The organism is Cerasicoccus maritimus, assembly GCA_031296935.1.
GTDB classification, from domain to species: domain Bacteria; phylum Verrucomicrobiota; class Verrucomicrobiia; order Opitutales; family Cerasicoccaceae; genus Cerasicoccus; species Cerasicoccus maritimus.
The window spans coordinates 54,122-76,710 of record JAVDPD010000005.1; the positions used below are offsets into that span (position 1 = coordinate 54,122).

General features: G+C 58.1%; 16 protein-coding genes. 9 read left to right on the forward strand and 7 right to left on the reverse strand.

All coding sequences use genetic code 11. The features are described from left to right. The first annotated feature begins 11 nt into the window (after window positions 1–11). Genes RBB62_RS04620 through RBB62_RS04630 form a run of 3 tightly spaced genes read left to right on the forward strand, consistent with a single transcriptional unit; the run spans window position 12 to window position 4,670 of the window. Window positions 12–1,940 carry an LpxL/LpxP family acyltransferase gene (locus RBB62_RS04620; protein ID WP_309397525.1) on the forward strand — a complete coding sequence of 643 codons (1,929 nt, stop codon included), beginning with the start codon at window positions 12–14 and terminating at the stop codon, window positions 1,938–1,940. Beyond that, window positions 1,933–2,910, forward strand: coding sequence for a CPBP family intramembrane glutamic endopeptidase (locus tag RBB62_RS04625; protein ID WP_309397527.1), 978 nt, complete (start codon window positions 1,933–1,935; stop codon window positions 2,908–2,910). Before RBB62_RS04620 ends, RBB62_RS04625 begins: the two co-directional genes overlap by 8 nt. Before the next feature lie 17 nt (window positions 2,911–2,927). Continuing rightward, on the forward strand, window positions 2,928–4,670 hold the full coding sequence (locus RBB62_RS04630) for an ABC transporter ATP-binding protein (RefSeq protein ID WP_309397529.1): 1,743 nt from the start codon (window positions 2,928–2,930) through the stop codon (window positions 4,668–4,670). A gap of 9 nt (window positions 4,671–4,679) precedes the next feature. On the opposite strand, the gene RBB62_RS04635 is transcribed toward RBB62_RS04630, so the two are convergent. From RBB62_RS04635 to RBB62_RS04655, 5 genes are all read right to left on the reverse strand, one after another. Continuing rightward, on the reverse strand, window positions 4,680–6,029 hold the full coding sequence (locus RBB62_RS04635) for a c-type cytochrome domain-containing protein (RefSeq protein WP_309397531.1): 1,350 nt from the start codon (window positions 6,027–6,029) through the stop codon (window positions 4,680–4,682). 58 nt (window positions 6,030–6,087) lie between these two features. Then, window positions 6,088–7,383 (reverse strand): DUF1501 domain-containing protein, encoded by a 1,296-nt coding sequence (locus RBB62_RS04640; protein ID WP_309397533.1) that lies wholly within the window; start codon window positions 7,381–7,383, stop codon window positions 6,088–6,090. A gap of 12 nt (window positions 7,384–7,395) precedes the next feature. Then, window positions 7,396–9,459: a DUF1549 domain-containing protein gene (locus RBB62_RS04645; RefSeq protein ID WP_309397535.1), complete on the reverse strand. Its 2,064-nt coding sequence runs from the start codon at window positions 9,457–9,459 to the stop codon at window positions 7,396–7,398. A 134-nt stretch (window positions 9,460–9,593) separates the two neighbouring features. Further along, window positions 9,594–10,640, reverse strand: a complete 1,047-nt coding sequence (locus RBB62_RS04650; RefSeq protein WP_309397537.1) for an A/G-specific adenine glycosylase — start codon at window positions 10,638–10,640, stop codon at window positions 9,594–9,596. A gap of 18 nt (window positions 10,641–10,658) precedes the next feature. Further along, window positions 10,659–11,372 (reverse strand): SDR family oxidoreductase, encoded by a 714-nt coding sequence (locus RBB62_RS04655; RefSeq protein ID WP_309397539.1) that lies wholly within the window; start codon window positions 11,370–11,372, stop codon window positions 10,659–10,661. A gap of 149 nt (window positions 11,373–11,521) precedes the next feature. On the opposite strand from RBB62_RS04655, the gene RBB62_RS04660 reads away from it, so the two are divergent. Continuing rightward, window positions 11,522–12,226, forward strand: a complete 705-nt coding sequence (locus tag RBB62_RS04660; RefSeq protein ID WP_309397541.1) for an MBL fold metallo-hydrolase — start codon at window positions 11,522–11,524, stop codon at window positions 12,224–12,226. Between the two features lie 623 nt (window positions 12,227–12,849). Continuing rightward, on the forward strand, window positions 12,850–13,095 hold the full coding sequence (locus tag RBB62_RS04665) for a hypothetical protein (protein WP_309397543.1): 246 nt from the start codon (window positions 12,850–12,852) through the stop codon (window positions 13,093–13,095). A gap of 208 nt (window positions 13,096–13,303) precedes the next feature. On the opposite strand, the gene RBB62_RS04670 is transcribed toward RBB62_RS04665, so the two are convergent. Further along, window positions 13,304–13,816: a glycine cleavage system transcriptional repressor gene (locus RBB62_RS04670; protein ID WP_309397545.1), complete on the reverse strand. Its 513-nt coding sequence runs from the start codon at window positions 13,814–13,816 to the stop codon at window positions 13,304–13,306. A 30-nt stretch (window positions 13,817–13,846) separates the two neighbouring features. Beyond that, entirely contained in the window at window positions 13,847–14,050 is a 204-nt protein-coding gene (locus tag RBB62_RS04675; protein WP_309397547.1) for a hypothetical protein, read from the reverse strand. Between the two features lie 92 nt (window positions 14,051–14,142). On the opposite strand from RBB62_RS04675, the gene RBB62_RS04680 reads away from it, so the two are divergent. The 4 genes from RBB62_RS04680 to RBB62_RS04695 all read left to right on the forward strand — a co-directional run bounded on the left by RBB62_RS04680 (window position 14,143) and on the right by RBB62_RS04695 (window position 22,563). Then, entirely contained in the window at window positions 14,143–15,105 is a 963-nt protein-coding gene (locus RBB62_RS04680; protein WP_309397549.1) for an acetylxylan esterase, read from the forward strand. A gap of 39 nt (window positions 15,106–15,144) precedes the next feature. Next, complete coding sequence (locus RBB62_RS04685) at window positions 15,145–15,999, forward strand: esterase family protein (protein WP_309397551.1); 855 nt, start codon at window positions 15,145–15,147, stop codon at window positions 15,997–15,999. 93 nt (window positions 16,000–16,092) lie between these two features. Next, window positions 16,093–18,981 (forward strand): valine--tRNA ligase, encoded by a 2,889-nt coding sequence (locus RBB62_RS04690; protein ID WP_309397553.1) that lies wholly within the window; start codon window positions 16,093–16,095, stop codon window positions 18,979–18,981. Between the two features lie 300 nt (window positions 18,982–19,281). Further along, on the forward strand, window positions 19,282–22,563 hold the full coding sequence (locus tag RBB62_RS04695) for a mechanosensitive ion channel domain-containing protein (protein WP_309397555.1): 3,282 nt from the start codon (window positions 19,282–19,284) through the stop codon (window positions 22,561–22,563). Window positions 22,564–22,589 lie beyond the last annotated feature (26 nt).

A 22,589-nucleotide genomic window follows, 5' to 3' on the forward strand; every position in this document is an offset into this window, starting at 1 on the left:
GGCACATCCCTGTGGCAATCAAGCTCATTCATATTCTTGGCCTGATCCTGGCTCGAAGCCCGGAGGTTTTCTCGCGGGCAATGGCTGTGGCCTTTGGGGATTTACTCTATTTTCTGCCCACGAAGCGCCGCCGCAGCTTGCTTTCCAACCTGCACCATTGCTTCCCGGAAAAGACCGAGGCCGAGCGCCGCGAGATCGGGCGTACGAGCTGCCGGCGGACAGTGGAGATGGCGCTCTTTGTTCTTGTCTCGCCGCACTATTCACTGGAGCAGCTCTTGGAGCGCTTCACGCTCGATCCCGACTTCGAGCGGACGATTGATCAAAATGCGGAAAACCCGGAGCCCGCTATCATCGTGGTCCCGCATCTCTGCCTGATGGAGAGCCTCACGCTGCTGCCCGCGTTGTCCAAGACCGTGCCGCAAGTGGGCACGATTTACCGTCCACTCAAGCAGGCACCGCTAGAGGACTGGGTGTTGCGCACACGGCAGCGTTTTGGGATGCGCTTGCTGTCGCGCAAGGAGGGCTTTGCGGAGGCCATCCAGATGGCGCGGGAGAAAAAGGCGGTCACGATTTTATTTGACCAAAATGCGGGCAATATCGGCGCGCTGAGCACCTTCATGGGGCGGGTCTGCTCGTCCACGGAATTGCCCGGCATGCTCGCAGCGCGTTTTAAGGCGCGGGTCGGCGCGGTGTGGACCGAGCGCACCGGCTTTTGGCGCGGGGTCATCCGCCTCGAAGAGCTGAGTAAGGTCAGGGAGTCGGTCGACGGCATTTTCATGGCCAACGACTGGCTGGAAAAAAAGCTGCGCACGGACACCGGTTTTCAAAACGACTGGCTCTGGCTGCATGACCGCTGGCGCACGCAGGACCAGTGGGACCGCCGCCTCCAGCTCAAGCATCGCCGCAACTCGTTGGAAGACGAACTGTATTGGCGCGGTTGGGACAAGATTCCCAAGGGCACGCGCATCTGGGTCCGCCTGCCGAATTGGCTGGGAGACGTGATTATGGCCATGCCGCTGCTGCGCGCGATTCGCCAAGGGCGCCCGGACGCGGAGATCACACTGCTGGCGCGCAAGCAGTTCAAGCCGCTGCTGGAGGCATTTCCTGTCGGCGACCGGTTGATTACTTTGCCGGACAAAGGTTCCGCCGGAGAGCGCGCATTTTTCAAAGGGCTGGCGCTGGAGTATCCTGATACGCAGATCCTGCTGACGAATTCCTTTCGTGGCGACCGCGAGGCCAAGCGCATTGGTGCGCCGCAGCGTTTTGGCATTTTGCGCAAAGGTAAGCCACGCCCGTTTCTCACCCATCACTGGGAACTGCCGACGGATTTCGACGAAGCAACGGTCCACCAGACCGAGCTTTGGCGACAATTTCTGGCCGAGTTTGGCTTAAATAAAAAGCCGGACTTCGCTCCGTTTAAAGCCGATGAACTGGGTGGCGATTTTAAGGTTCCCGCTGGCGGTAGGCAGACGATTGGCTTGATTTGCGGCACGGAGAACGAGCCGGCCAAACGCTGGCCGGTCGAGCAGTGGCGTGCGCTGATTGAGCAATTCCCAGAAGAGCACTTTACGCTGTTTGGTACCAAGAACGACCGCGCGATTACAGACCAGGTCGCCGAAAGCTTTGCATCGCAAAGTGTCCTCAACCGGGCGGGCGAAACCAACCTCATCGAATACGCTTCCGAGCTGTTGAGCTGCCGCGTTTTGGTCACGAATGACACCGGCGGCATGCACCTGGCCAATGCGTTGGGTGTTCCGGTGATCGTGGTCTTCGGGCCGACAAACCCGATTCGCACGGGGCCATGCTTCGATGGGCCGAAGGTCTTGCTTCAGCCGCCGGGGTGTGCGCCGACAGGTGGTGGCGATATCAGCCAAGTTACGCCGGAGAAAGTGGCGGAAGCTTTGCGAGAACTTTTAAAGGAGGCACCCACGAATGCTTGAGCGGGACCGCCAGTTCATGCTCTTTGGGCTGTCGCCTGATCGCTACAGCAAGCGCGGCATTGGATTGTTTTTCGCGATCTACTTTGGCGCGATGCTCTTTGCCGGATTGACGGGGTCGTTGGCCTACGGGCTGGTGGCATGGTGCGGCGAGAGTAATCCAGATGGGATCTGTGCATGGTTGGTCACACGGTCATTCGACAAGTTTGTGGACCGCTGTCGCTACATTCCAATTTTGATTTTCCTGCCGTGGCTGATGGTAGTCACCGGGCTGGCCGGGCGTTCCGGTGGCTTTCTCTCCGCAAATGATTTAAAAGATCGGCCGGGGAGCCTGCGTTGGTTCATGTGGGCGTTGGTGCTGGGCGGCGCGCTGGCGGGGTTCCTTTACATGCTGCAAATGTCCTTTACGTATTTCCATCCACGCGATGTCGATGGGCTAGGGCGCTGGTTGGAGATTATTGGTGGCGCGGCGGTGAGTGCGCTGCTGATTGGACTGATTGAAGAGATCCTGTTTCGCAGCCTGATCTTCCGCTTGTTTTACACCGCCTTTAAGCCAGGAGTTGCGATTTTCCTCGCGTCGTTCATCTACGCCTACCTGCACTTCAGGGCGCCGGGCGCATTCCTGGCGGGCCCTAATGCGAACCCCGGTTTGATCTCCAGTTTACAAATCGCGGGCTTAAATTCAGTCGGCGCGTTTCTGAATTTTAACTTCATTGAATTCGCTAACTACACCTCGCTGGGCGCTTTGTTTTGCGTGCTTTATTTAAGGGCACGCTCGCTCTGGGCACCGATCGGTTTACACATTGGCATCGTGTTTGTGATGCTCATTTACCAGAAGGCGATCGACATGCACATCGATCCTCTACGCTGGGTGTTTGCCAGTGGAGGGCTCACCAATGGCATTGCGCCTTTAATTCTCACGCTTGCACTTACCTTGCTCTTCGCCATACGCTTGCCGGTTTCTCGTCGATAAGCCCGTACGAAATTAGCATGAAATCACTTCGACGCTTTAAGCCGTATTTTCCTTTGCTCAAACCCGTCATTGGCGAGTTAATCCTGGCTATTATTCTCGGTTTGGTGGCTGGCGCGCTCAGTGGCGCGGGCATCCCCTTTATGTTGGCCAAGGTTGTGCCCGTGGTTTTTGCGGGGTATGATTTGAGTTCCGGTGACTTGATTTTCTACTGCTTGCTGCCGGCTGCGATCATGGGTGCCCGCGGGGCATCGACTTTCTACAGTAACTACTTGTTGGCTTTTTGCGGACAGACGGTTTTGGAAAAACTGCGCATCCGGCTGTTTGCGAAATTGCAGCGTTTGCCGCTGAGCTTTTACCACAACAATCCTGCTGGCGAACTCGTTTCGCGCTCGATGACGGATTCCAACCAGGTGCAGCAAACGGTCATTCTCGCAACGCAGGAAATCGTCAAACAGCCGGCGACTCTGGTGGGCGCAATTGGGGTTCTGGGCTATCTTTCGTTTAAGCATAGCCAGGTTACTTATCTGTTGATTTTCATGCTGGCGATTCCGCTCTGTATCGTGCCGGTGCGTTTGATCGGCACGAAGCTGAAGCGCAAAGCCCGTGATCTCCAGGCGGAGCTGGGGGAGGCGACAAACCGTATTTTGGAGAACCTCGAAGGCACGCAGGAAATCCGCGCTTACAACCTGGAGGACCGCGAAAACGCGCGCTTCGAAGAGTCCGCCAAACGCGTGTCCAAGGGCTACATGAAGATGGCCAAATACAACACGATGATGTCGCCGATCATTGAATTTATCGGCGCACTCGGCATTGGCGCGGGCCTGTATTACACGTATCAAAGTCAGATCGATGAAGGTGCCTTTACCGCGCTGCTCGCGGCGCTCTACATGTGCTACGAGCCGATCAAGCGACTGGGCCGCCTGAACAACAGCCTGCAAACCGGCCTCGCAAGCCTGGAGCGCATTGAGCACATTTTGGAGGAAGACGAGCTGATCCGCGACCCTGAGTCGCCGGTCAAGTTTCCCGCTTCGCTGCAAGGCCGCGTGAGCTTTGAGAACGTCTCGTTTGCCTATCGCGATGAATCCGTTCTGCGCAATGTATCGGTGGACTTGGCACCGGGTAAAACCTACGCGTTGGTGGGGCCCAGTGGTGCCGGCAAGACGACCTTTGCAAACCTCGTGCTCCGCTACTATGATGTGGTCGACGGCAAGGTCTGTGTGGAAGGCGTCGATGTGCGTGACGTGACGCAGTTCGACTTGCGTGAGCAGATCTCGGTCGTGGCGCAAAGCCCGGTGCTGTTCAATGACTCCATCCGCGGCAACATCGCGGTGGGCAACCCGGAGGCAACGCCTGAGATGATCGAGGCTGCGGCGCGCAATGCTTTTGCGCATGACTTCATTCTCAGCATGCCCGAAGGCTATGAAACCCAGGTTGGGCCCAGTGGCGCTCGGTTGAGCGGCGGCCAGCGTCAACGTATCGCCCTGGCGCGCGCGTTTCTCAAGCACTCGTCGATTCTGATTCTCGACGAAGCTACCTCGGCGCTCGACGCCGAAAGCGAGCGCTACATTCAGCTGGCGATGGAGAAGCTCTCCGAGCAAAAGACGGTCATTGTAATTGCCCATCGCTTCAGCTCGATTCAACGTGCCGATGAAATCCTCGTGTTCGAGAAAGGCCAAATTATCGACCGCGGCACGCACCAGGAATTACTGGCGCACGATGGCCTTTACCGCAAACTCTACAACGCGCAGGCCGGCGAGTAACGGACGTTTCTACTTCTTTTCTTCCTTCGGGAATTCCTTCACGGAGAGTCCCGCGATGTCCACCGCGTCATGCTGGGCGCGCAGCTCGTTGAGCGCCTTCGGCGTAACGTCGATACCGTGCACGTAAAGCTCGGTCAAGGCAGGGAGGGCGAGCGCGGTTTTCAAACCGGATTCGGTGATCTTTGTGCTGCTCAGGTTCAAGTAGCTTAGGTCCTTCAACATTGCGAGCTTGGCGAGGTCGGCGTCAGTCACGTTGCTGTTTTCCAAATGCAGGCGCTGGAGCTGCGGAAAATTCTTTAGCTGTGCATAGAACTCGGGCTGCCACTTCTGGTTCGCGGCATTGAGCCACACAAGCTTACCTGCGAGGGGCTTTAACTTTGTATGACAAAGTTTCCAGTCTGGCGATTCCATTTGGCTCAGGTTCACGAGGACCGTGCCGTCGCCCCAGGGAGTGAAGTCGGCTGCCGCGCCTAAGTCGCGTAGAGCGTCTAGCTGCTTCACGGTTTTGGGGTCAAGCTTGGCTTCGGTTTTCGTCGCTTCACCGGGGAACTGGCCGCCAGCTTCGATCCATGACCGGAGCACCGCCAGCTGCTCCGGTGTGAGGGGGGCGCGCTTGCCGGGTGGCATCGCGCCTTCTTCGCCCTTGGGCAGTTCGGCGCGGATGATCAGCTCGCTCTCGTCGGGCTTGCCCGGGACGATGCCCGGCTTATGGCTGTCGCCGCCGGCGCGGGCGAGGCGCGGCACATCGATGCGGTAGCCGCCCTTGCGTTTGTTGAGACCATGACACTCAATGCAATGTGCATCAAGAATCGCGTAGGCTTCGGTGGTGAATGGATTAGCGGGCGCGGTGTTACTTTGTTTCGCAGAGTCGCTTTGCGTTGCAGAGTTTTGCTCTTCGATTGCGCGGCGGTTATCCTTGAGAAACGGCAGGGCGTCGTCGAGCACCGCTGGGCCGTGGGTGAGGGTGGCACCGGAGTGTCCGGTCAGGATTAGCGCGATGAAGGAAAAGCTAAGGAAGACGGCATAGAGACCCTTGGCTGCATTGTTTTCCCGCCAGCGATTCCACCAGAAGCAAAGCGTGGCCGTGCCCAAAAGATAAACATAGCTGAGGCCAAACTGGCGGTGGTCGGCCACGTCCTCCCAATTGTAGTCGGTTTCAGCGAGCGCATAGCCGAAGCGCACGGTCAGAATGCTGGTCAGCAGACAGAGCGGCAGCAGGACGCCCATCGCGGTGTCGTAGGTCTCCTGATGTTTCTCGCGGTTGAGCCCTACCTCAAGCGCGAGGATGCCCACAAAGAGCCCAATCGGCACATGAAGTAGCACCAGGTGAAGTGCGCCATAGGTATTCCAGTCGAACATGATAAACCGTATCTTAGGCGCGGTTTAGCAACGGTGGCGAGCCTGCAAATTAGCTGCCTTAAAACAGCATTCGCAGCGGTTCACCCTTGTCAGCCAGGGTAAATGGACGGCCGCTGGGCGACATCACCACCTGCTCGATCGGCAGCCCAAGCGAGTAGGCAATGGTGGCGTTGAAGTCGGGAATGGTCACTGCTTTTTCCGCCACTTCGCCGCCACGTTCGTCGGTGGCGCCGAAGACTTGCCCGCCCTGCACGCCGCCGCCAATCAGCAGCGTGGAGAACGCCGCAGGGTGGTGGTCGCGTCCCTGATTGCGGTTGATGCCCGGGCTGCGGCCAAACTCCGTGGCCACGACGACGAGTGTTTCGTCCAGCAGACCACGCCAGTAAAGATCATCAACGAGTGCCGAGAGCACTTGGTCAATTTCATAGGCCAGCACCTCGACTTGACGGTGGTTGTCGTTGTGGGTGTCCCAGCCGCCGCGGTTGACCTCCACGTAGCGCACGCCGCTTTCCACAAGGCGTCGGGCCAGCAGGCAACCTTTGCCAAACTGCGAGTTGCCGTAGCGTTCGCGGACGTGCCCGGGCTCCTTACGCAGGTTGAAGGCGTCGAGGTCTTGACTCGTCATGAGCTTGATCGCCTCGTCATACATGTCGCCGTAGGAGGTGATCTGCTTGCTGTTGTATTTCTGGTGAAAACTCAGGTCCATGAGCTGCGCGAGCTCTAGGCGCTCCTGCATCTCTTCGTCACTCACGCGGCCATGTTGCTTGATGTGATTGAGGCCCTTGTCGGGGTTGCCGACAAAGAGCGGCGCGTAGCGTTTTTCGAGAAAGCCTTCGCGGCCGGGGAGCTGCGCGCTGCCGCCGATGCGGACATTGCCCGGCAGGGTGGTGTTTGTCTTGCCGGACATGCTCATGAGCCACGCGCCGAGGCCGGGATGCTGGATCGTGCCACGCGGCGCATAGCTGGTCCGCATGAAATACGTGCCCGACTCGTGGGCACCCTGGGTGGACGTCATCGAGCGGATGATCGCCAAATGGTTTGCGCGCTGCGCCAAGCCGGGCAACCACTCGCTGAGCTGGATGCCGGCAACGTTCGTTGGGATGACGTTCACCGGGCCGTATTGGGAGTCGGCTTGTGGCTTGGGGTCAAAGGTGTCCAGGTGGCTCATGCCGCCGGCGAGGTAAATGTAAATCACGTTGCGTGCATTCGGGCGACCCTTGGTTGGCGACATGACGTTGGCCCATAGCGGTGCGCCGGTGGTCGAGGCGAGTCCCACGCCGAGCAATGCGCGCGCGGTGTAGTTCAGGAACTTGCGGCGGGAGAGGTCATCGAGTTTCTTGAGATCGTCGTCCATGCGGTTCCTAAGTCATTGGATGAAGAGAAATTCCTGCGTGTTGACCATTGCCCAGGCCAGGCGTTCGCGCGTCTTTTTCGGATCGGCTTCCCACTGGGTTGTCACGTAGGCGCTCTCCTTTTCGTTCGGGTAGCGGGTGAGGAAACCGAGGGTTAAAATCTCCGCAGCTTTGGCCGGGTCTTTTTCTTTTTTAACGCGCTGCACCGGGTCGGAATTATCGGCGAGGATGAGGTTGGTCTGGTTGGAGTTGAGCAACAACAGCGCCTGATTAATGGTCGATGAGTCGTCCGCGTTATCTACCAGATCACGGTCGCTTTGGCCGAAGATGCGCAGCCAGTGGTCGACGTATTCCGGGCTTTTTAAATCGGCGGCGCGGTCGAGATTTTTTTCCCACCACTTAAGCTTCTTACCCTTGTTTTTCGGCTTCGGTTGGTCGTCAGCCATATCGTCCATGACCCCCATCATGCTCATGGAGTCGGAGACGTTGGAGTAGGAGCGCCACTTCTTGTCGGCATCTTTGTGGGCCTGCTGAAGTTGCTTGTATTCCTCGGTGTCGCGCATGGCGGGATCGTTGCGGATTTTATAAAACGCCGTGCGCGCATCGTTGCGTTCGCGCCAAGCCTTTTCAGCGCTGGCCAGGTAATCCGCGAGCTGATCGGGGGTGAAAGTGGCAATGAGCTGGACGGGGCCTGGCGGCGGGGGAATTTCGTTCGCGTAGTCCGCAGGCACGTCATCGACTTCCGGCTTGAGCAAGACAACGTAGCTGTCCCAGAGCTGCTCGGCGCTCAGCCGACGCAACACAGGGCCCGTGTATTTGTAGGCCTCTGGTTTTTCCGGATCGAGCACCACGGCTTCGCGTTGGAAAAACTCCGTCTTCAAAATGGCGGTGTAGAATTTGCGCACGTCGTAATCGCTCTGGCGCATGAGCTCGGTCAACGCTTCGGCCAGGCCGGGCACGGTTGACTTCGAGTCCACGCGAATGTCATCAATGGGCTCAATCACGCCGCGGCCCATAGCGGACTTCCAAAGTCGATTCGCAATGACGAGCGTGAAGCGTGGGTTGTCTGGCGAGGTGACCCACTCGGCGTAATATTCGGCGCGGGCCTTTCCCTTGAGGTCTATGGTGTCCGGCGTTTCGCCAAAGATGGTGTGTGGCTCCACAACGCTCTTGGCCTTCACGTCGTCGTATTGATAATCGTGCGGGTATTTGAGCGTGCGGTTCTTCTGACTGGTCTGCCAGAGCATGGATCGGAAAAGGTCGCGACCGGCGGGGTTGAGGAGGTCGTTGACGTTGCGCTTCTTCTTTTTCTCGTTGTCGACCTGGGCCTCGGCGTCGCGCTCGCGCAGCACCTTGAGCACGGGCTCAAGTTCGTCCAAATCGTTGTAGCCGAGACGGGTGTCGATGGCGTAGCGGAAGGCGGCCATCTCGTAAAAATCGCGGCGCGTCCAGACGTCGGTTGGGTGGTTGTGGCACTGCGCGCACTGCATTTGCGTGCCAAGAAAGACCTGCATGGTCAGCGCCATGTTATCCAGCGGCATGCCCTGGTCGCGTAGGTAATAGGAGCTCGCGGGGTTGTCCCAGGGCGCGCCTTCAGCAGCGAGGATTTCGCGGACCCACTCATCGTAGGGTTTATTGGCGCGGAGCTGGTTTTTCAGCCAGGGGACGAAATACTTGCCGCCGCTGACGTTGCCCTCACGGCCCGTCGTGCGGATGCGCAAGGCGTCGGCCCACAGGTTAAATTGATGGCTCACAAAGCCCTCTGAGACCACGAGCTCATCGACGAGCGTGCGGCGTTTGTCGGAGGATTCATCCGCGAGCCAGGTCGTCGCTTCTTCGTAGCTGGGGATGCGTCCAACGATGGTCAGATACGCGCGGCGCAGGTAAATTTCGTCATCGACGATGGGCGCGCCCTTGACCTTTTGGCTTTTCCAATACTTCGCCAGAATTTCGTCAATCTGCTGGCTGGCTACAGGCTGGGCAGCGTGGAGCGTTACCCCAATCAACAAGCCCGCGAAGAGCAGACATCGTTTAATCTGCTGGCCGACAGCGCCACGAAGGCGATGAATGTAAGTCATGGCAATTTCTCTCTGGGTAACTGAACAAGCAATGCAGCTGATTGGAAATTAGGGTCGGATTACTTGAACCGCAAGTAGAAGTTTTGCCCCTCGGGTCTATTAGAAGTAGGGCTGGGCTCTCCGCCAGCGCTTGATTACAGGCATTGCTTGAACAACTCCGCCAGCCATTTACGGTGGGGGCCGGTCAGGGTGACGTCGTCCAGCTCGTCCAGCGGTTGCCAAAAAAGTGTGGCCTCAGCACCGACCAGCTTTTCCAGGTCGCGGGTCCAATTAACGCTCAAAAACCGCTCTTCAATGCGCTCATTGGCGATACCTCGGCGGCGCGTCATGATGAGCTCGGCCGGGTAGGTCGTCTCCAGTAGCTCCGCGGGCGGCAGCTCGCACATGCCAGCCAGGCGGCGCGCGGTGGTGGGAATCTGGTGCAAGAGCAGGCAGCCGTCGTTGACCAAAAACACGCGGTCCACCCGGCGCTGGATAACCTGCTTTTTCGCGATGCGCGGCAGTTGAGCGGGGTCGCCCGCGCGGTTGACGGAGCAAAATGTGCGCACCGGGCAGAGCAGGCACTGGGGGTTGGCTTTCGTGCAAACCGTGGCGCCCAGCTCCATCATGGCCTGATTGTGATCGCCGGCGTGCGTCGCGTATTCGATGAGCAAATCCGCCAGCGTGGTGAACGACTTCACGGCCTTGCCGCCGTTGGAAAACTCGCGCTGGTCATTGGTCAGCCGCGCCAAAATGCGGACGACGTTGCCATCGACGACGGCGCTTTTTTCGCCAAAGGTTATGCTCGCAATCGCGGCCGCGGTGTAGGGGCCGACGCCCGGGTAGGCGCGCCACTCGGCGGCGGATTGCGGCTTGGGATCGGCGGCGACCCACTGCTTGGCCAGCTTGTGCAGATTTCGTGCGCGGGAGTAATAGCCGAGGCCTTCCCAGAGCTTGACCACGGTTTCCTCAGACGCATTGGCCAGCGCCTCAAAGTCTGGCAACTGCGCCATCCAGCGGGCAAAGTAGGGCAGGGCGGTGGCGATTTGCGTTTGCTGACACATCAGCTCGGACACCACTGTGCGGTAGAGCGAGGGCTGCTCCCGCCAGGGCAGGGGGCGGTAGTTCTCCCGATACCAGCTGAGCAGCGAAGCGGCAAAGGCTTCGGCCTCGTGGGGCAAGGTGGGCGGCGTAGCGGGCATGGGTGGCAGCGAAAAAGTTTAATAGCCCTCGATGCGGAGGGATTGGCCGTTGTCGGTGGGCCCAAGGTTGAGCAGGAATGGCGCCGCGACGGCCGCCCAGCGTTCGGGCGAAGCCTGCGCCCGCGAACGCTCGCCATAGTGCCCGCGCAGCAGGTCTGTGTCGATCACGCCGGGTTGGACAGGCACACTGGCCATCGTTTCAGGCAGTTCCAGCGAGAGTGATTTCAGGATGCCCTCCACCGCGTGTTTCGTGGCGCAGTAAGGGGCAATCTTCGGATACCCGCGATGTCCGGCAGCGGAGGTAAACGCGGTGATGACGCCGCGTTGGCGCTCTTTCATCGCGGGCACAAAGGACCTGAGTGTGTGGACCACGCCCATCACATTGAGGCTCAGCATTTGCTCCCAATGGGTGACGGGAATTTCGGCCACATCGCCGTGCTGATTCATCATGCCAGCGTTGCAGATCAGGAGGTCAGGACTGCCGTTGCGGTCGATTAATTGTTGGGCCCAATTTTCGACTTGCTGGGCGTTGGTTACGTCGACGCGGGCATAGTTTTCTGCCGGTCCATGTTTGCATTGGAGTTGCTCTAATAGGGATTCGTTCGTGCCGCACCCGGCGACCCGATGCCCTTGCGCCAGGTAAAAATCGGCCAAGGCGCGGCCCAGGCCGCGGGTGATGCCGGTGATGACGATGAAGCGCGAAGTTTCTCCCATGCCTGCGACGTTACGCATGTGGCGGAGCGTGAGTCAATCTTCACGAAAAATGCTTTGCGCATATTGTCCGCATGGGCCTTTAATCCCTCTTGATGGAGGTCATTTTTCTAGGAACGGGCACATCTCAGGGGGTGCCCATGATTGCGCATAACAGCGAGGGTTGCGACATGTCCAACCCCAAAAACTGGCGCACCCGCAGCAGCATCCATGTCGTCATGGACGGTCACCACGTGCAGGTCGACGCCTCGCCTGAGTTTCGCCTGCAGTGCATCCGCAACCAGATCGAGTGGATCGACGACTTCATCCTCACACATCCCCACGCCGACCACATTCAGGGCATGGACGACCTGCGCCGGTTTTGCGATCAGCTGGGCGGCACGGCGATGCCCGTTTACAGCACCGAGATCGGGCTGGCCCGCATCCGGCAAATTTACCCGTACGCCATCGGCGAAACGCCGGCCAGCAAGGGTTACGCGGCCTTCCGTCTGGCCGATATGCCCGCCGTACTCGAAACGCCGGGCGGCACCGTCTCTCACGCGCTCCTGCCGCATGGCGGCATGCAGACGCTGGGTCTCGTCTTTGAGGAAAAATCGTCGGGCAAGAAGTTTGCGTATTACAACGACTGCCACTCGGTGCCGCCTGCCGCGCGCGAGCTCGCCGCCGGGGCAGATGTGGTCGTGCTCGACGGCTTGCGTCCGAAGGAGCACCCGACCCACATGTCCACCCCGCAGGCGATGCAAGTGGCGGTTGAAATGGGTGCCCCGGCGTCCTACTTAACGCACTTTACTTTCCACATCGACCACGAGACTTGGGCCGCCAAAATGCCCGAAAATGTCTACCTCGCCTACGACGGCCTGCGCCTGAGCTTATAAGTGCTCGGTGCGTTATTTATTCCCGCGAAAGAAGAGTTCTGCTCATCGTTATGATCTCTGCGCCCCTGCGGGACAAAATAACGTGCTGAATTTATCCCGCAGAGGCGCAGAGACGCAGAGGGACAAGGGTGTGTGTGAATTACGTGAGTATTTCCTCAATTCGCTGGCTTTCCGATCTTCCTGTTAAAAAAATGCGCTGGAGTGGAGGGTGTTTCACGCAAAATCGCGAAGGAACGAAGATTTTTTGGAAAAGATTTTTTGGTTTGTCCGTTTTGGGGCGGATGAGGGCGTCGTCGCTATTAGTTAGCACGAATCTTTAATAGTGACTAGCTCTCACTAGTAGTGAGCAGCTCTGAGTGGCGCCGGAAATTCGACATAATGCCAGAAAGGTGCCCCACCGAGCCAACTGAGCCCACTGAGCCTGTGTAGCCCACACAGCCATTGGCGGGGCAGGGGATGTTTGATAAAATGGTGGGCATGAACCCATTATTTCAACCTCCGACCGAAAGCCGCCGCCCGCCTTAGCGCGGGGCTAGTCGAGTCATCATGAGCGGAGGCATTTCGTCGCCGTTTAACTTTGGAACCGTGTATTGGGGCCCATTCGTCGTTGGTTTGGTGACAGCATGCCAGCGCTCGACGCCCCGATGGTTTTAATTCGCCGCGTCGCCGCGACGGCCATCGTTAAGCCGCGTTATGCCAGTCTTGCCAACGCCATGACGACGTTGAAGCGCGCGACACAACGGCGCGATCATCCCCTCTTGCTGCGCTGCACGGCGAGCAGGCAGGCGGAGCTGTGTTCTTTGATAAATAATTTCGTGGGTTTTACCCCCCCTGGCCCCCTGTTGGGGAGGAAAAAGGAAAAAGATTAAAGGAAAAAGTGGTAGCGCGAATTTGCGATATGGAGTGCGCCAGCCCTCTGGCGCTTTAGCATTTTGCGCAAGCGGATAAGGTTCTCGGCAGCCTTATTCCATTCGAAAGCGCCAGGGGGCTTGCGCATTTCAAAAAGAAGCCTTGTGCGTCGCGTTTCTCGCCCACGCCTCGCTGGACTTTAATCTTTTTCCATTAAACTTTAATCTCCTAACGCGCAAGCGTTAGGTCCACCATCATGTCGGCGGCGATGGATTCGAGCTCGGCCTGGATTTCGGCTTCGGCGTTTTCGCCGCCGCCGCTGAGGCGCATTTTGGCGCGGAAGAGCAGGGCGCCAGAGTCAGGCGCGGCCTCGGTGGCGGTGGTCAGCTCCTCGATATTGACGCAGGCAACGGCCAGCGCGCGGCTGATTTTTTGCACGATGCCAGGTTGGTCGCCGCCTAGCAGCTCCAGACTGAAGTGGGCGCCGGCCGCTTGGGACGGCGATTCTTCCACGTGCATGGTCAGCTCGAGCTCGGGGATTTCGCGCAGGGCGTCGCAGAGCGAAGCGGCTTTTTCACTGGGCACCAGGACTTCCAGCAGGCCAACGAAACGCTGGGCTAAGTGCGCCATGCGGGATTGCTCCCAATTGCCGCCGTGCTCGGCGATGACACGGGCCAGACGCTCAACCAGGCCGGGCTGGTCACGTCCACTGAGGGTAAGGATCAACGAGGAGTGGCTCATGGAATGAGGACAAAGGAAAAATGAAAAAGATTAAAGGAAAAACCCAGCCTCCGGCTGGACCGGCAGATGCCGTGCATCTGGATTTGCCCAGTGGGCAAATAGACGATTGATCTGAATAAGGTTGCTCTGTTTCAGGACAAACCGCAGCGCAGGAGTGGCCATTTGCCAACCGGCAAATCCGGATGCAGGGCATCCGACGGTCCAGCGGGACGCTGGGGCATTAAAATTTTTCATGGATATTTGACGTTCTGGTAGCATATTTGCTTTAGCTGGGCGTTTGACTTGCCAAGGAGGCGATTCTTGGCGTCATTTTAGTCTCCGACGACATGGTTCCCACGAAACATCCCTTTCCGTTCGACCCGACGTATGGTTATACGTTGGAGACTTTGCTGGAAATTACTCCTCCGCCTGAGCCCCCTGGCTTTGCCGAGTTTTGGCAAAACGCCTACCGCGAGGCGATGAAGGTCGAGCCCAAGGCTACCGTGACGGACACTGGCAGAGTGGAGAATGGCTGGCGCATTTACGACTTAACCTACCGCTCCACGGGCGGCATAAAAATTGGCGGCTGGATGACCGTGCCAGCCAAAGGCCCGGTGCGCCGCGGATTTGTCGTGGGGCATGGTTATGGTGGCCGGGGCGCGGGCGATACGCATTACCCGCTGCCGGAATCGGCGATTTTTTATCCCTGCATGCGTGGTCAACGCGACCGCAGCCTGAATCCACCTATCTCGCCTGAACCGCAGTGGCATGTCTTGCACGACATTGACAAGCGCGATAAATACGTGATTCGCGGCTGCGTGGAGGACACTTGGCTCGCGGTTACGGCGCTGCTGAACCTGTTCCCGCAAGTGGAGGGGCATGTGGGCTACCTCGGCGGGAGCTTCGGCGGCGGCATCGGCTCGCTGGCTTTGCCTTGGGATAAGCGCATCAGCAAGGCTCACCTGCGCGTGCCGACTTTTGGCCACCATCCGATCCGTCTAAAATGTCACGGTTTGGGCAGCGGCGAGTCGGTGCGCACGTTTCATGCAAAGCACCCGTGGGTCGCCGAGCGGACCTTGCCGTACTACGATTCTTCCATCTCTGCAACGCACATCAAGATCCCGGTCCACTGCGCCTGCGCGCTGTTCGATCCGAGTGTCTGCCCACCAGGCCAGTTCTCGGTTTACAATGCGCTCGCCGGCCCAAAGGAGCTCTACGTGCTCGACGCCGGGCACTTCGAATACCGGGGCGAAGCCAAGCAAAACCAAGAAGTCCTCGCCGAAATTGGCGCCTTTTTTAAAGACATTTAAACAACCTTAACCGACCACCACCTGACTACTAAACTGCGCATGAAAACATCCGCCAAGGCCACCAAAAGCAAGCCCTCCGTCCGAGCCAAACGAACGACTCAAAAAGCGCCCGCCAAGGGCGTGAAGAAGCGTCCCGAAGCGGAGCCAGTCGATACGCGGCCACCCATCAAGCGGGAATACCACAAGTGGCGCAGCCCGCGTCTGGAGCGCGATATGGAGCTACTCGTCTTTGGGCACGCGGGCACGAAGATCTTGATGTTCCCGACCGCTGGCGGCACCTTTTACCAATACGAGGACCTGCGGATTATCGACCGTCTGCGCGACAAAATCGCTGCCGGTCATTTGCAGGTTTATTGCGTGGATTCGATCGATGGTGAGAGCTTCTACTGCTGGTGGGCCGAGCCGCGTGGCCGCATCGAGCGGCACATTAAATACGAGCAATACATCCTCGAAGAGGTGTTCCCGCTCATGGAGCACAAAAACCCGGGCACGCCCGTTATTTCCTTTGGTTGCAGCCTCGGCGCCTATCACGCCTCGAACATCGCGTTCCGCCACCCGCATCTGTTCTGCAAACTGTGCTCGTTCAGCGGTCGTTTCGACCTGACCCAGCACATGAACGGTTTCCGCGACCTATTCGATGGCTACTACGACCAGGATGTTTACTACCACACGCCGGCGCACTTCATCCCGAAGTTGACGGACCACAACATCCTTGAGGCCATGCGCCGCATGGACATCCAAATCGTCATTGGCCGCGATGACGCCTTCTATAAGCACAACATCGCCTTCAGCACCACGCTGCGCAAAAAGGGTATTTCGCACAACCTCCACACCTGGAACGAAGAAGCGCACCGCGGCTATTATTGGCGCCGGATGACGAGCGCCTACGTCTAGGCTGAGGCGGTGTAGGTATCTTTAGCTGTCGGCGAAATTGCGCGCTTGCCCCGAGCGCGGGGACCGCCACACTTGGCCGTTTTATTTTGAGCCATGTCCGACCTAGCCAAAGCTTACGAACCTAATGCAGTAGAAGAAAAGTGGTACGCCCAGTGGGAAGAATCCGGGTGCTTTAAGGGGCAACTTCCAGTTGCATCGGAGACGGAGGGCGGCGCTGTGTCACCCGAAGCTCATAGCATCGTCATCCCGCCGCCCAACGTAACGGGCGTGCTCCATATGGGCCACATCCTGAATAACACCATTCAGGACATCCTGACGCGCCGCGCGCGCCAGCAGGGCAAGGCTGCGGTGTGGGTCCCGGGCACGGACCACGCCGGCATCGCCACGCAAACCCGCGTTGAGAAGAAGCTCCGCGAGCAGGGTAAGACCAAGTGGGACCTCGGTCGCGAAGCCTTCATCGAAGAAGCCAAGCAATGGCGCGACGAGCATGGCGGCATCATCCTCAAGCAGCTCCGCAAGCTGGGTGCCTCCTGCGACTGGGACCGCACCGTCCACACGTTGGACGACGGTTACTCCCGCGCCGTGCTGACCGCATTCGTGGAGCTCTACCACAAGGGCCACATTTACCGCGGCAAGCGCATGGTCAACTGGTGCCCGAAGAGCCTCACCGCGCTTTCGGACGAAGAGGTGATCATGAAGCCGCAAAAGGCGACGCTCTTCAAAATGAAGTATGCCATCGCCGAGCGTCCAGGCGAGTTTGTTGAGATTTCCACCACGCGCCCGGAGACCCTCATGGGCGACACCGCCGTGGCAATCAACCCGAACGACGAGCGCTACAAGCACTTGCATGGCCTGCACGTGATCCGCCCATTCCCGGAAGCAAAGATCCCCTTTGTCCTCGACGAACACGTCGATCTGGAATTCGGCACCGGCGTGCTGAAGGTCACCCCGGCGCACGACCGCGCGGACTTCGAGATCGGCCAGCGCCACAACCTCGAGGTCATCGACGTGCTCACGCCGGACGGCAAGATCAACTGCCCGGAATGCCCGGAGCTCCACGGCAAGGACCGCTTTGAAGCTCGGAAGCTCGCAGCGAATATCCTCGAGGAAATGGGCCTACTCGTCGACCGCGAGAAGTACGAGAACAACGTCGGCTTCTCCGAGCGCGCCGATGTGCCGATCGAGCCGCGCCTGAGTGATCAATGGTGGATGAAGTATCCGAAGATCGAGGAAGCCAAGCAGGTGGTCCGCGACGGCAAGATCAAGTTCTACCCGGAGCGCTGGACGAAGACCTATCTCCACTGGCTGGAAAATATCCAGGACTGGTGCATCTCGCGTCAGCTCTGGTGGGGCCACCGCATCCCCGTTTGGTATGCGAAGGGCATCGACCGCAACGCATTGAGCGACGAAGACCTCAAGGACCCGACCAAGGTATTTGTCGGCGTCGACGGCCCCAGCGACCCCGAAAACTGGGAGCAGGAAGACGACGTCCTCGACACCTGGGCGAGCAGCTGGTTGTGGCCGTTCGGTGTGTTTGGTTGGAAGAATCTTAAGTTAGCAGATGTTGATCCAAATCTGCCATTAGGCGATCCTACAGATCGCAACTCGCAAGCATATCAGCGCCGAGCTGATTATGTTGATGGTGCCTTTAAAATTGGTCCGGAATTAAAGTTCTGGTACCCAACCCAAGCCCTCGCGACTGGTCCGGACATCATCTTCTTCTGGGTGGCGCGCATGATCATGGCGGGCCTTGAGTTCATGGGCGAAGTGCCGTTTAAGAACGTTATTTTCAATGGCATCATCCGTGACGCGCAGGGGCGCAAGATGTCGAAGTCGCTGGGCAATAGCCCGGACCCGCTGGACCTCATTGAGAAGTTCGGCGCGGACGGCCTACGCCTCGGCATGCTGATGATCGCTCCCAAGGGCGCGGACATTCTCTTCTCCGAAGACCGCATCCAGCTGGGCCGTAACTTCTGCAACAAGCTGTGGAACGCCTGCCGCTTCCGGCTGATGCAGGAGGGTAGGGACGATTGCCCTCAATCGTCCGCCACGTCGGATGGCCAGCAGGATGAAACACGGACGGTTGAGGGCAACCGTCCCTACCTTGAGCAGATCATTGGCCGCTTGGAGTTCGAGAAGTTCGACGCCGACGACCACGCGATCCTCGCCAAGCTCCTCGACGCGTTGGCTGGCTACGACGCGTCGTTCGAGACCTACGAGTTCAACCGCACGACGGACACGCTTTACAACTTCTTCTGGAATGACTTCTGCGACTGGTATGTGGAGGTGTCGAAGTCCAAGGCGCAGTCCGACGAGCTGCGCGGCAACTGCCTGGCGATTCAGGACCTCTGCTTGCGCAGCGTGATCCAGATGCTGCACCCGATCACGCCCTTCATCACTGAAGAGCTTTGGTCGACACTGGGCTTTGGCGAAGGCTTCATCCACGAGACGAAGATTCCGACCGCCAGCGACCTCCGCGCGCAGCTTTCCGCTGCCGGGGTAACCTTGGATGCAGCCGCCATTGCGGAAGTCGCAAAGTTGCAAGACTTCGTCAACCAGGCGCGTGCGCTCAAGGCCCAATACTCCTTGGCCGCGAAGAACGACGTAACCTTCTTCCTCGTCGCCGACGAGGGCGACAAGGTGGTGGTCGATTCGCACCTGTCGAAGCTCCGCAAGCTCGCCGGCGCTGGCGCGATCGAGCACCGCGATGACGTGCAGAACATGCCGGCCGTGGTGTCGCAGCTCGGCACGCTTTACCTGGACCTCGCGGGTAGTGTGGACGTCGAAGCGGAAATCGCGAAGATCGACAAGCAGCTCGTTGGCTTGGACAAGGCGATCAAGGGCGCGGAAAACAAGCTCATGAACGACAAGTTCGTGAACAACGCCCCGGCTGAAGTCATCGACGGTGTGAAGCAGACCCTCGCGGACAACAAGGCCAAGGCCGAGGAACTCCGCAAGCTCAAGGCCGGCTTGGCCAGCTAACCAGCGTCCCGCTGGACCGATGGATTTGCGCAGCAGTGCGCAAATGGCGGTGGGGCTGTGGGTGGTTCGTTGAAACGTAGACTACCTTCAGATTACCCAGTATGGACGCGGAGCCCAAGCACGTTATGTGTATTGAATCCTACAGCCTAATATTGATTAGCTCTAGGTTTGCCAAAGGCGGATCGTTCGCTCTAACCTATCTCGATGACTTGTGGGCTGTTAGGTCATTTATACTGCTGCGGTTTACGGATGCTTTGGGTTTGGGCGATCTGGGGTCTGCTGTGTTTATCGCCAAACTCGGTGCCTGCGCAAGGCGCGGCGATGGTGGAGCAGTTGGTTGCGACTGCCCAGCAGCCTAAGGAAACAAAGGCTCCAGATGATGCCGATGGCGCGGATTCAACTGCGGATACAATCGTCACCGCTGATTCGAATGAGCTGTCCATTGAGGACGTTAAAACCGGGCTGGCAAAACTCCCCGAGCCGACGGCTGACGCACCAGCCTCGCGCGAATACAATGACCTGCAATCCGCGCTGGATCTGCTCAACGAAGAGAAGGATTGGCAGGACAAGTTGGCCAAACTCAAGAAAAGCAGCACGGCGAAAACCACGTATGTGGACGATCTGGCCAAGGCAAAACAAGAAGCTGCGACCCTCACGGATTCGCCGTTGCCGACGACGACCGAAGATAACGAACTGGCCATCAAGGCTCTGGCACCACAATTGGCTGAGGTTAATGGGCGCGTTAAAGAATTAAGCGGGATGCAGTCCAATGCGCCGCAACGTCGCTTGGAGCAAACGCAGCGCTTGAATGAGCTGAAGAGCACAATCAATGATTTAAAATCGACGACTACGGAAGCTGGTGCCGAGGGAATGCTCACGAAGGCCAAGTTGCAGCGGGCAGAGGCTGAGGCTGCGTTTTTAGAGTTTTCCATTACAACCACCGATGCGCGCAAGGATTCGCTCAATAAAGAGTTGGAGATTGCCAAGACTAGGCAGACCGCGTTGATGGCGCGCAGTGATCTGCTGACGAGCAATTTGAAGAAATTGCGTGCTGAGGACCTTAAAAAGCAGGAGGCTGCAATGCGGGAGGCCACGCATGCGGCCGCCATGAAATCTCCTGCGCTAAAAGCGTTGGCGGAAAAGAACGAAAGCCTGCTCCAACGGCGCAAGGATCTGAATCAATACCTCGATCGCATTAGCCACCGCTACAAGTATTACCAGCAGCAGTCCGAGTGGATTAAGAAGCAACTGAGCGAAATCCAGGAACGCGTCAGCATCTCGGGCTTTTCCCAGACTGCGGCGGCGATCATGCTGAAGGAGTTGCGCCGCCTGCCGCACCTGAGCGAGCTTGAGGACGAGCAGGATCATTTGGAAGAAGAAGTCCGCGCGACCCAGCTGGAGCTCTATGATTTGCCTCAGGACTTCAGCAACCAGTTGACTCCCTTGCAGCAGTTTGAGGCATTGGGCATCGAGCTGACTGATGAGGAACGCGCTTGGCTGGGGAAGAATGAAAAGCTGGAGATGCTGGAGGATCTGCTACAGCAAAATCGCGAAATAGTTGAAGGCTTGCGCAAGGATGCCAATAGCTACTTTGAGGCCTTGCTGGCGACGGACTCCGAGATCCTGGCCACAATGCAGGCGACCGAAGATTTCCGTGATTACGCTTCGGAAAACATTCTCTGGATTCCAAGCCGCGATGTCATGTCGGCGCACGATGTGACCTCGCTGCCGGGCTTGGTGAGCAGCGCGCTAACCGAGTTTACCTCGCTGCTGGACGTGATTGTGCGGGGGCCAGTGATCCGGACTCTCATCTTCCTGGTCATTGTTGGTGGGGTGGTCGTGGTTACTCGCTATTGGGCAAAGCGGACGCGAGATGAACGTATCTTGCCGGCGAGCATCAACAAGTTTGGGCGGACGCTGCGCCTGACTGTTTTCGAGTCATACATCGCTATTTTGCCGTTGGTGATGCTGCATCTATTGGCTTGGGTGCTGGATGATCCCAAGCTGAATGGCAGCCTTTCTTCGGCACTGGAATACACGGCGCATTCGATTGCCACGGCCACGTTCTTCTTGATGCTGCTCTACCGTATTACGAAGCCGAACAACCTTGCACAGAACCATTTGCGCTGGCCGCGGTTTGTGTGTGTGCGGATTAACCTGGCGGTGAAGAACTTTCTGTTGCCTGCGCTGATCTGTGCATTCGCTTCGATCCTGTTGGATAACTATGCGCAGTTTCAGGATACGCTGACGGGCTCCCGTGTCGTGCTCCTGCCGTCGTTCTTTTTATCGCTGTTTGCGTTGCACACCGTCTTCTCGCCAAAGCAAGGGATATTTACGCGCCGCGATACGATTTGGACGCGCACTCCGTCGCTGCGCTGGGGCATTTATCTCTTCTTCATGGTTTGGCAGCTGTTTCTGTGCGTCTTGGTCGTCAGCGGTTACATGCTGGGCGCCGTGATGCTCTGGGGGCACACGTTCCGCACGCTTTGGCTGATGGCGCTGATCATCATTGTCAAGGGTCTGGCGGAACTGTATCTGGAGATTCAGCAATGGAAGGCGCATCAGCAGGAGCGAGAAGAATTGGCAGCGGGCCAGATTACCGCATCGCAGGAAAAATACGATTTCGATCTGGATGAGTCGACCCGTCAAGTCGTGGGCTTTGTGCAATTGCTGGCGATTTTTCTCGGCGTGAGCGCCATTTGGGCCGACGCCTTTCCCTCGCTGCGCAAGCTCGGCTCCTATCCGCTTCTGAGCTTCAACGAAGAACCGTTTCTGACTCTGGGGCAGGGGGGGATGCTCATCCTCTGCATCGTTACAACGGTCTTACTGGCGCGAAGTTTACCACGGCTTTTCGAGATACTCATTTTGCGACGTATCGCATCGATCGACCCTGGCAGCCGCCACGCATTTTCGACATTGATTGCTTACGTAGTGGTCGTGATAGGCGTCATTTGGGCGAGCAAAATTCTGCTCATCGAATGGGGCAATATTCAGTGGTTGGTCGCGGCGATTTCCGTGGGCTTGGGCTTCGGTATGCAGGAGATTTTTGGCAACCTTGTGGCGGGCATTATCCTCTTGTTTGAGCGACCGATCCGCGTTGGCGACATCATTACCATCGGCAACACCACGGGCAAGGTGACGCGCATTCAAATGCGGGGAACTACTGTGATGGAATGGGACCGCCGGGAGCTTATCGTGCCAAATAAGGAGTTTGTGACCGGGCAACTGACCAACTGGACCCTCAGTGATACCCTGACTCGCTTGACGCTGAATGTCGGTGTGGCCTATGGATCGGATATCACCAAAGTCAAAGAGCTGCTGCTCGATGTCATTTCCAAAGATCCGCGGGTGCTCAAAGACCCCGCGCCAGCAGCCTACTTTAAGCAGTTTGGCGATAGCTCAATGGACTTTCTGGCATTTGCGTATCTTGGCACGTTGGATAATCGCCTTGGCGTTACGGGTGACCTACAGCAGGGGATTTACGAGGCGATGCAAAAGGCTGGCATTCGCATTCCGTTCCCCCAACGAGACATTCACATCATCGATGGCCCGGCAGATTGGCCCTCGGAAAAGACTTCGTAGGCCAATCTCTGATCAACGTTGGTGGC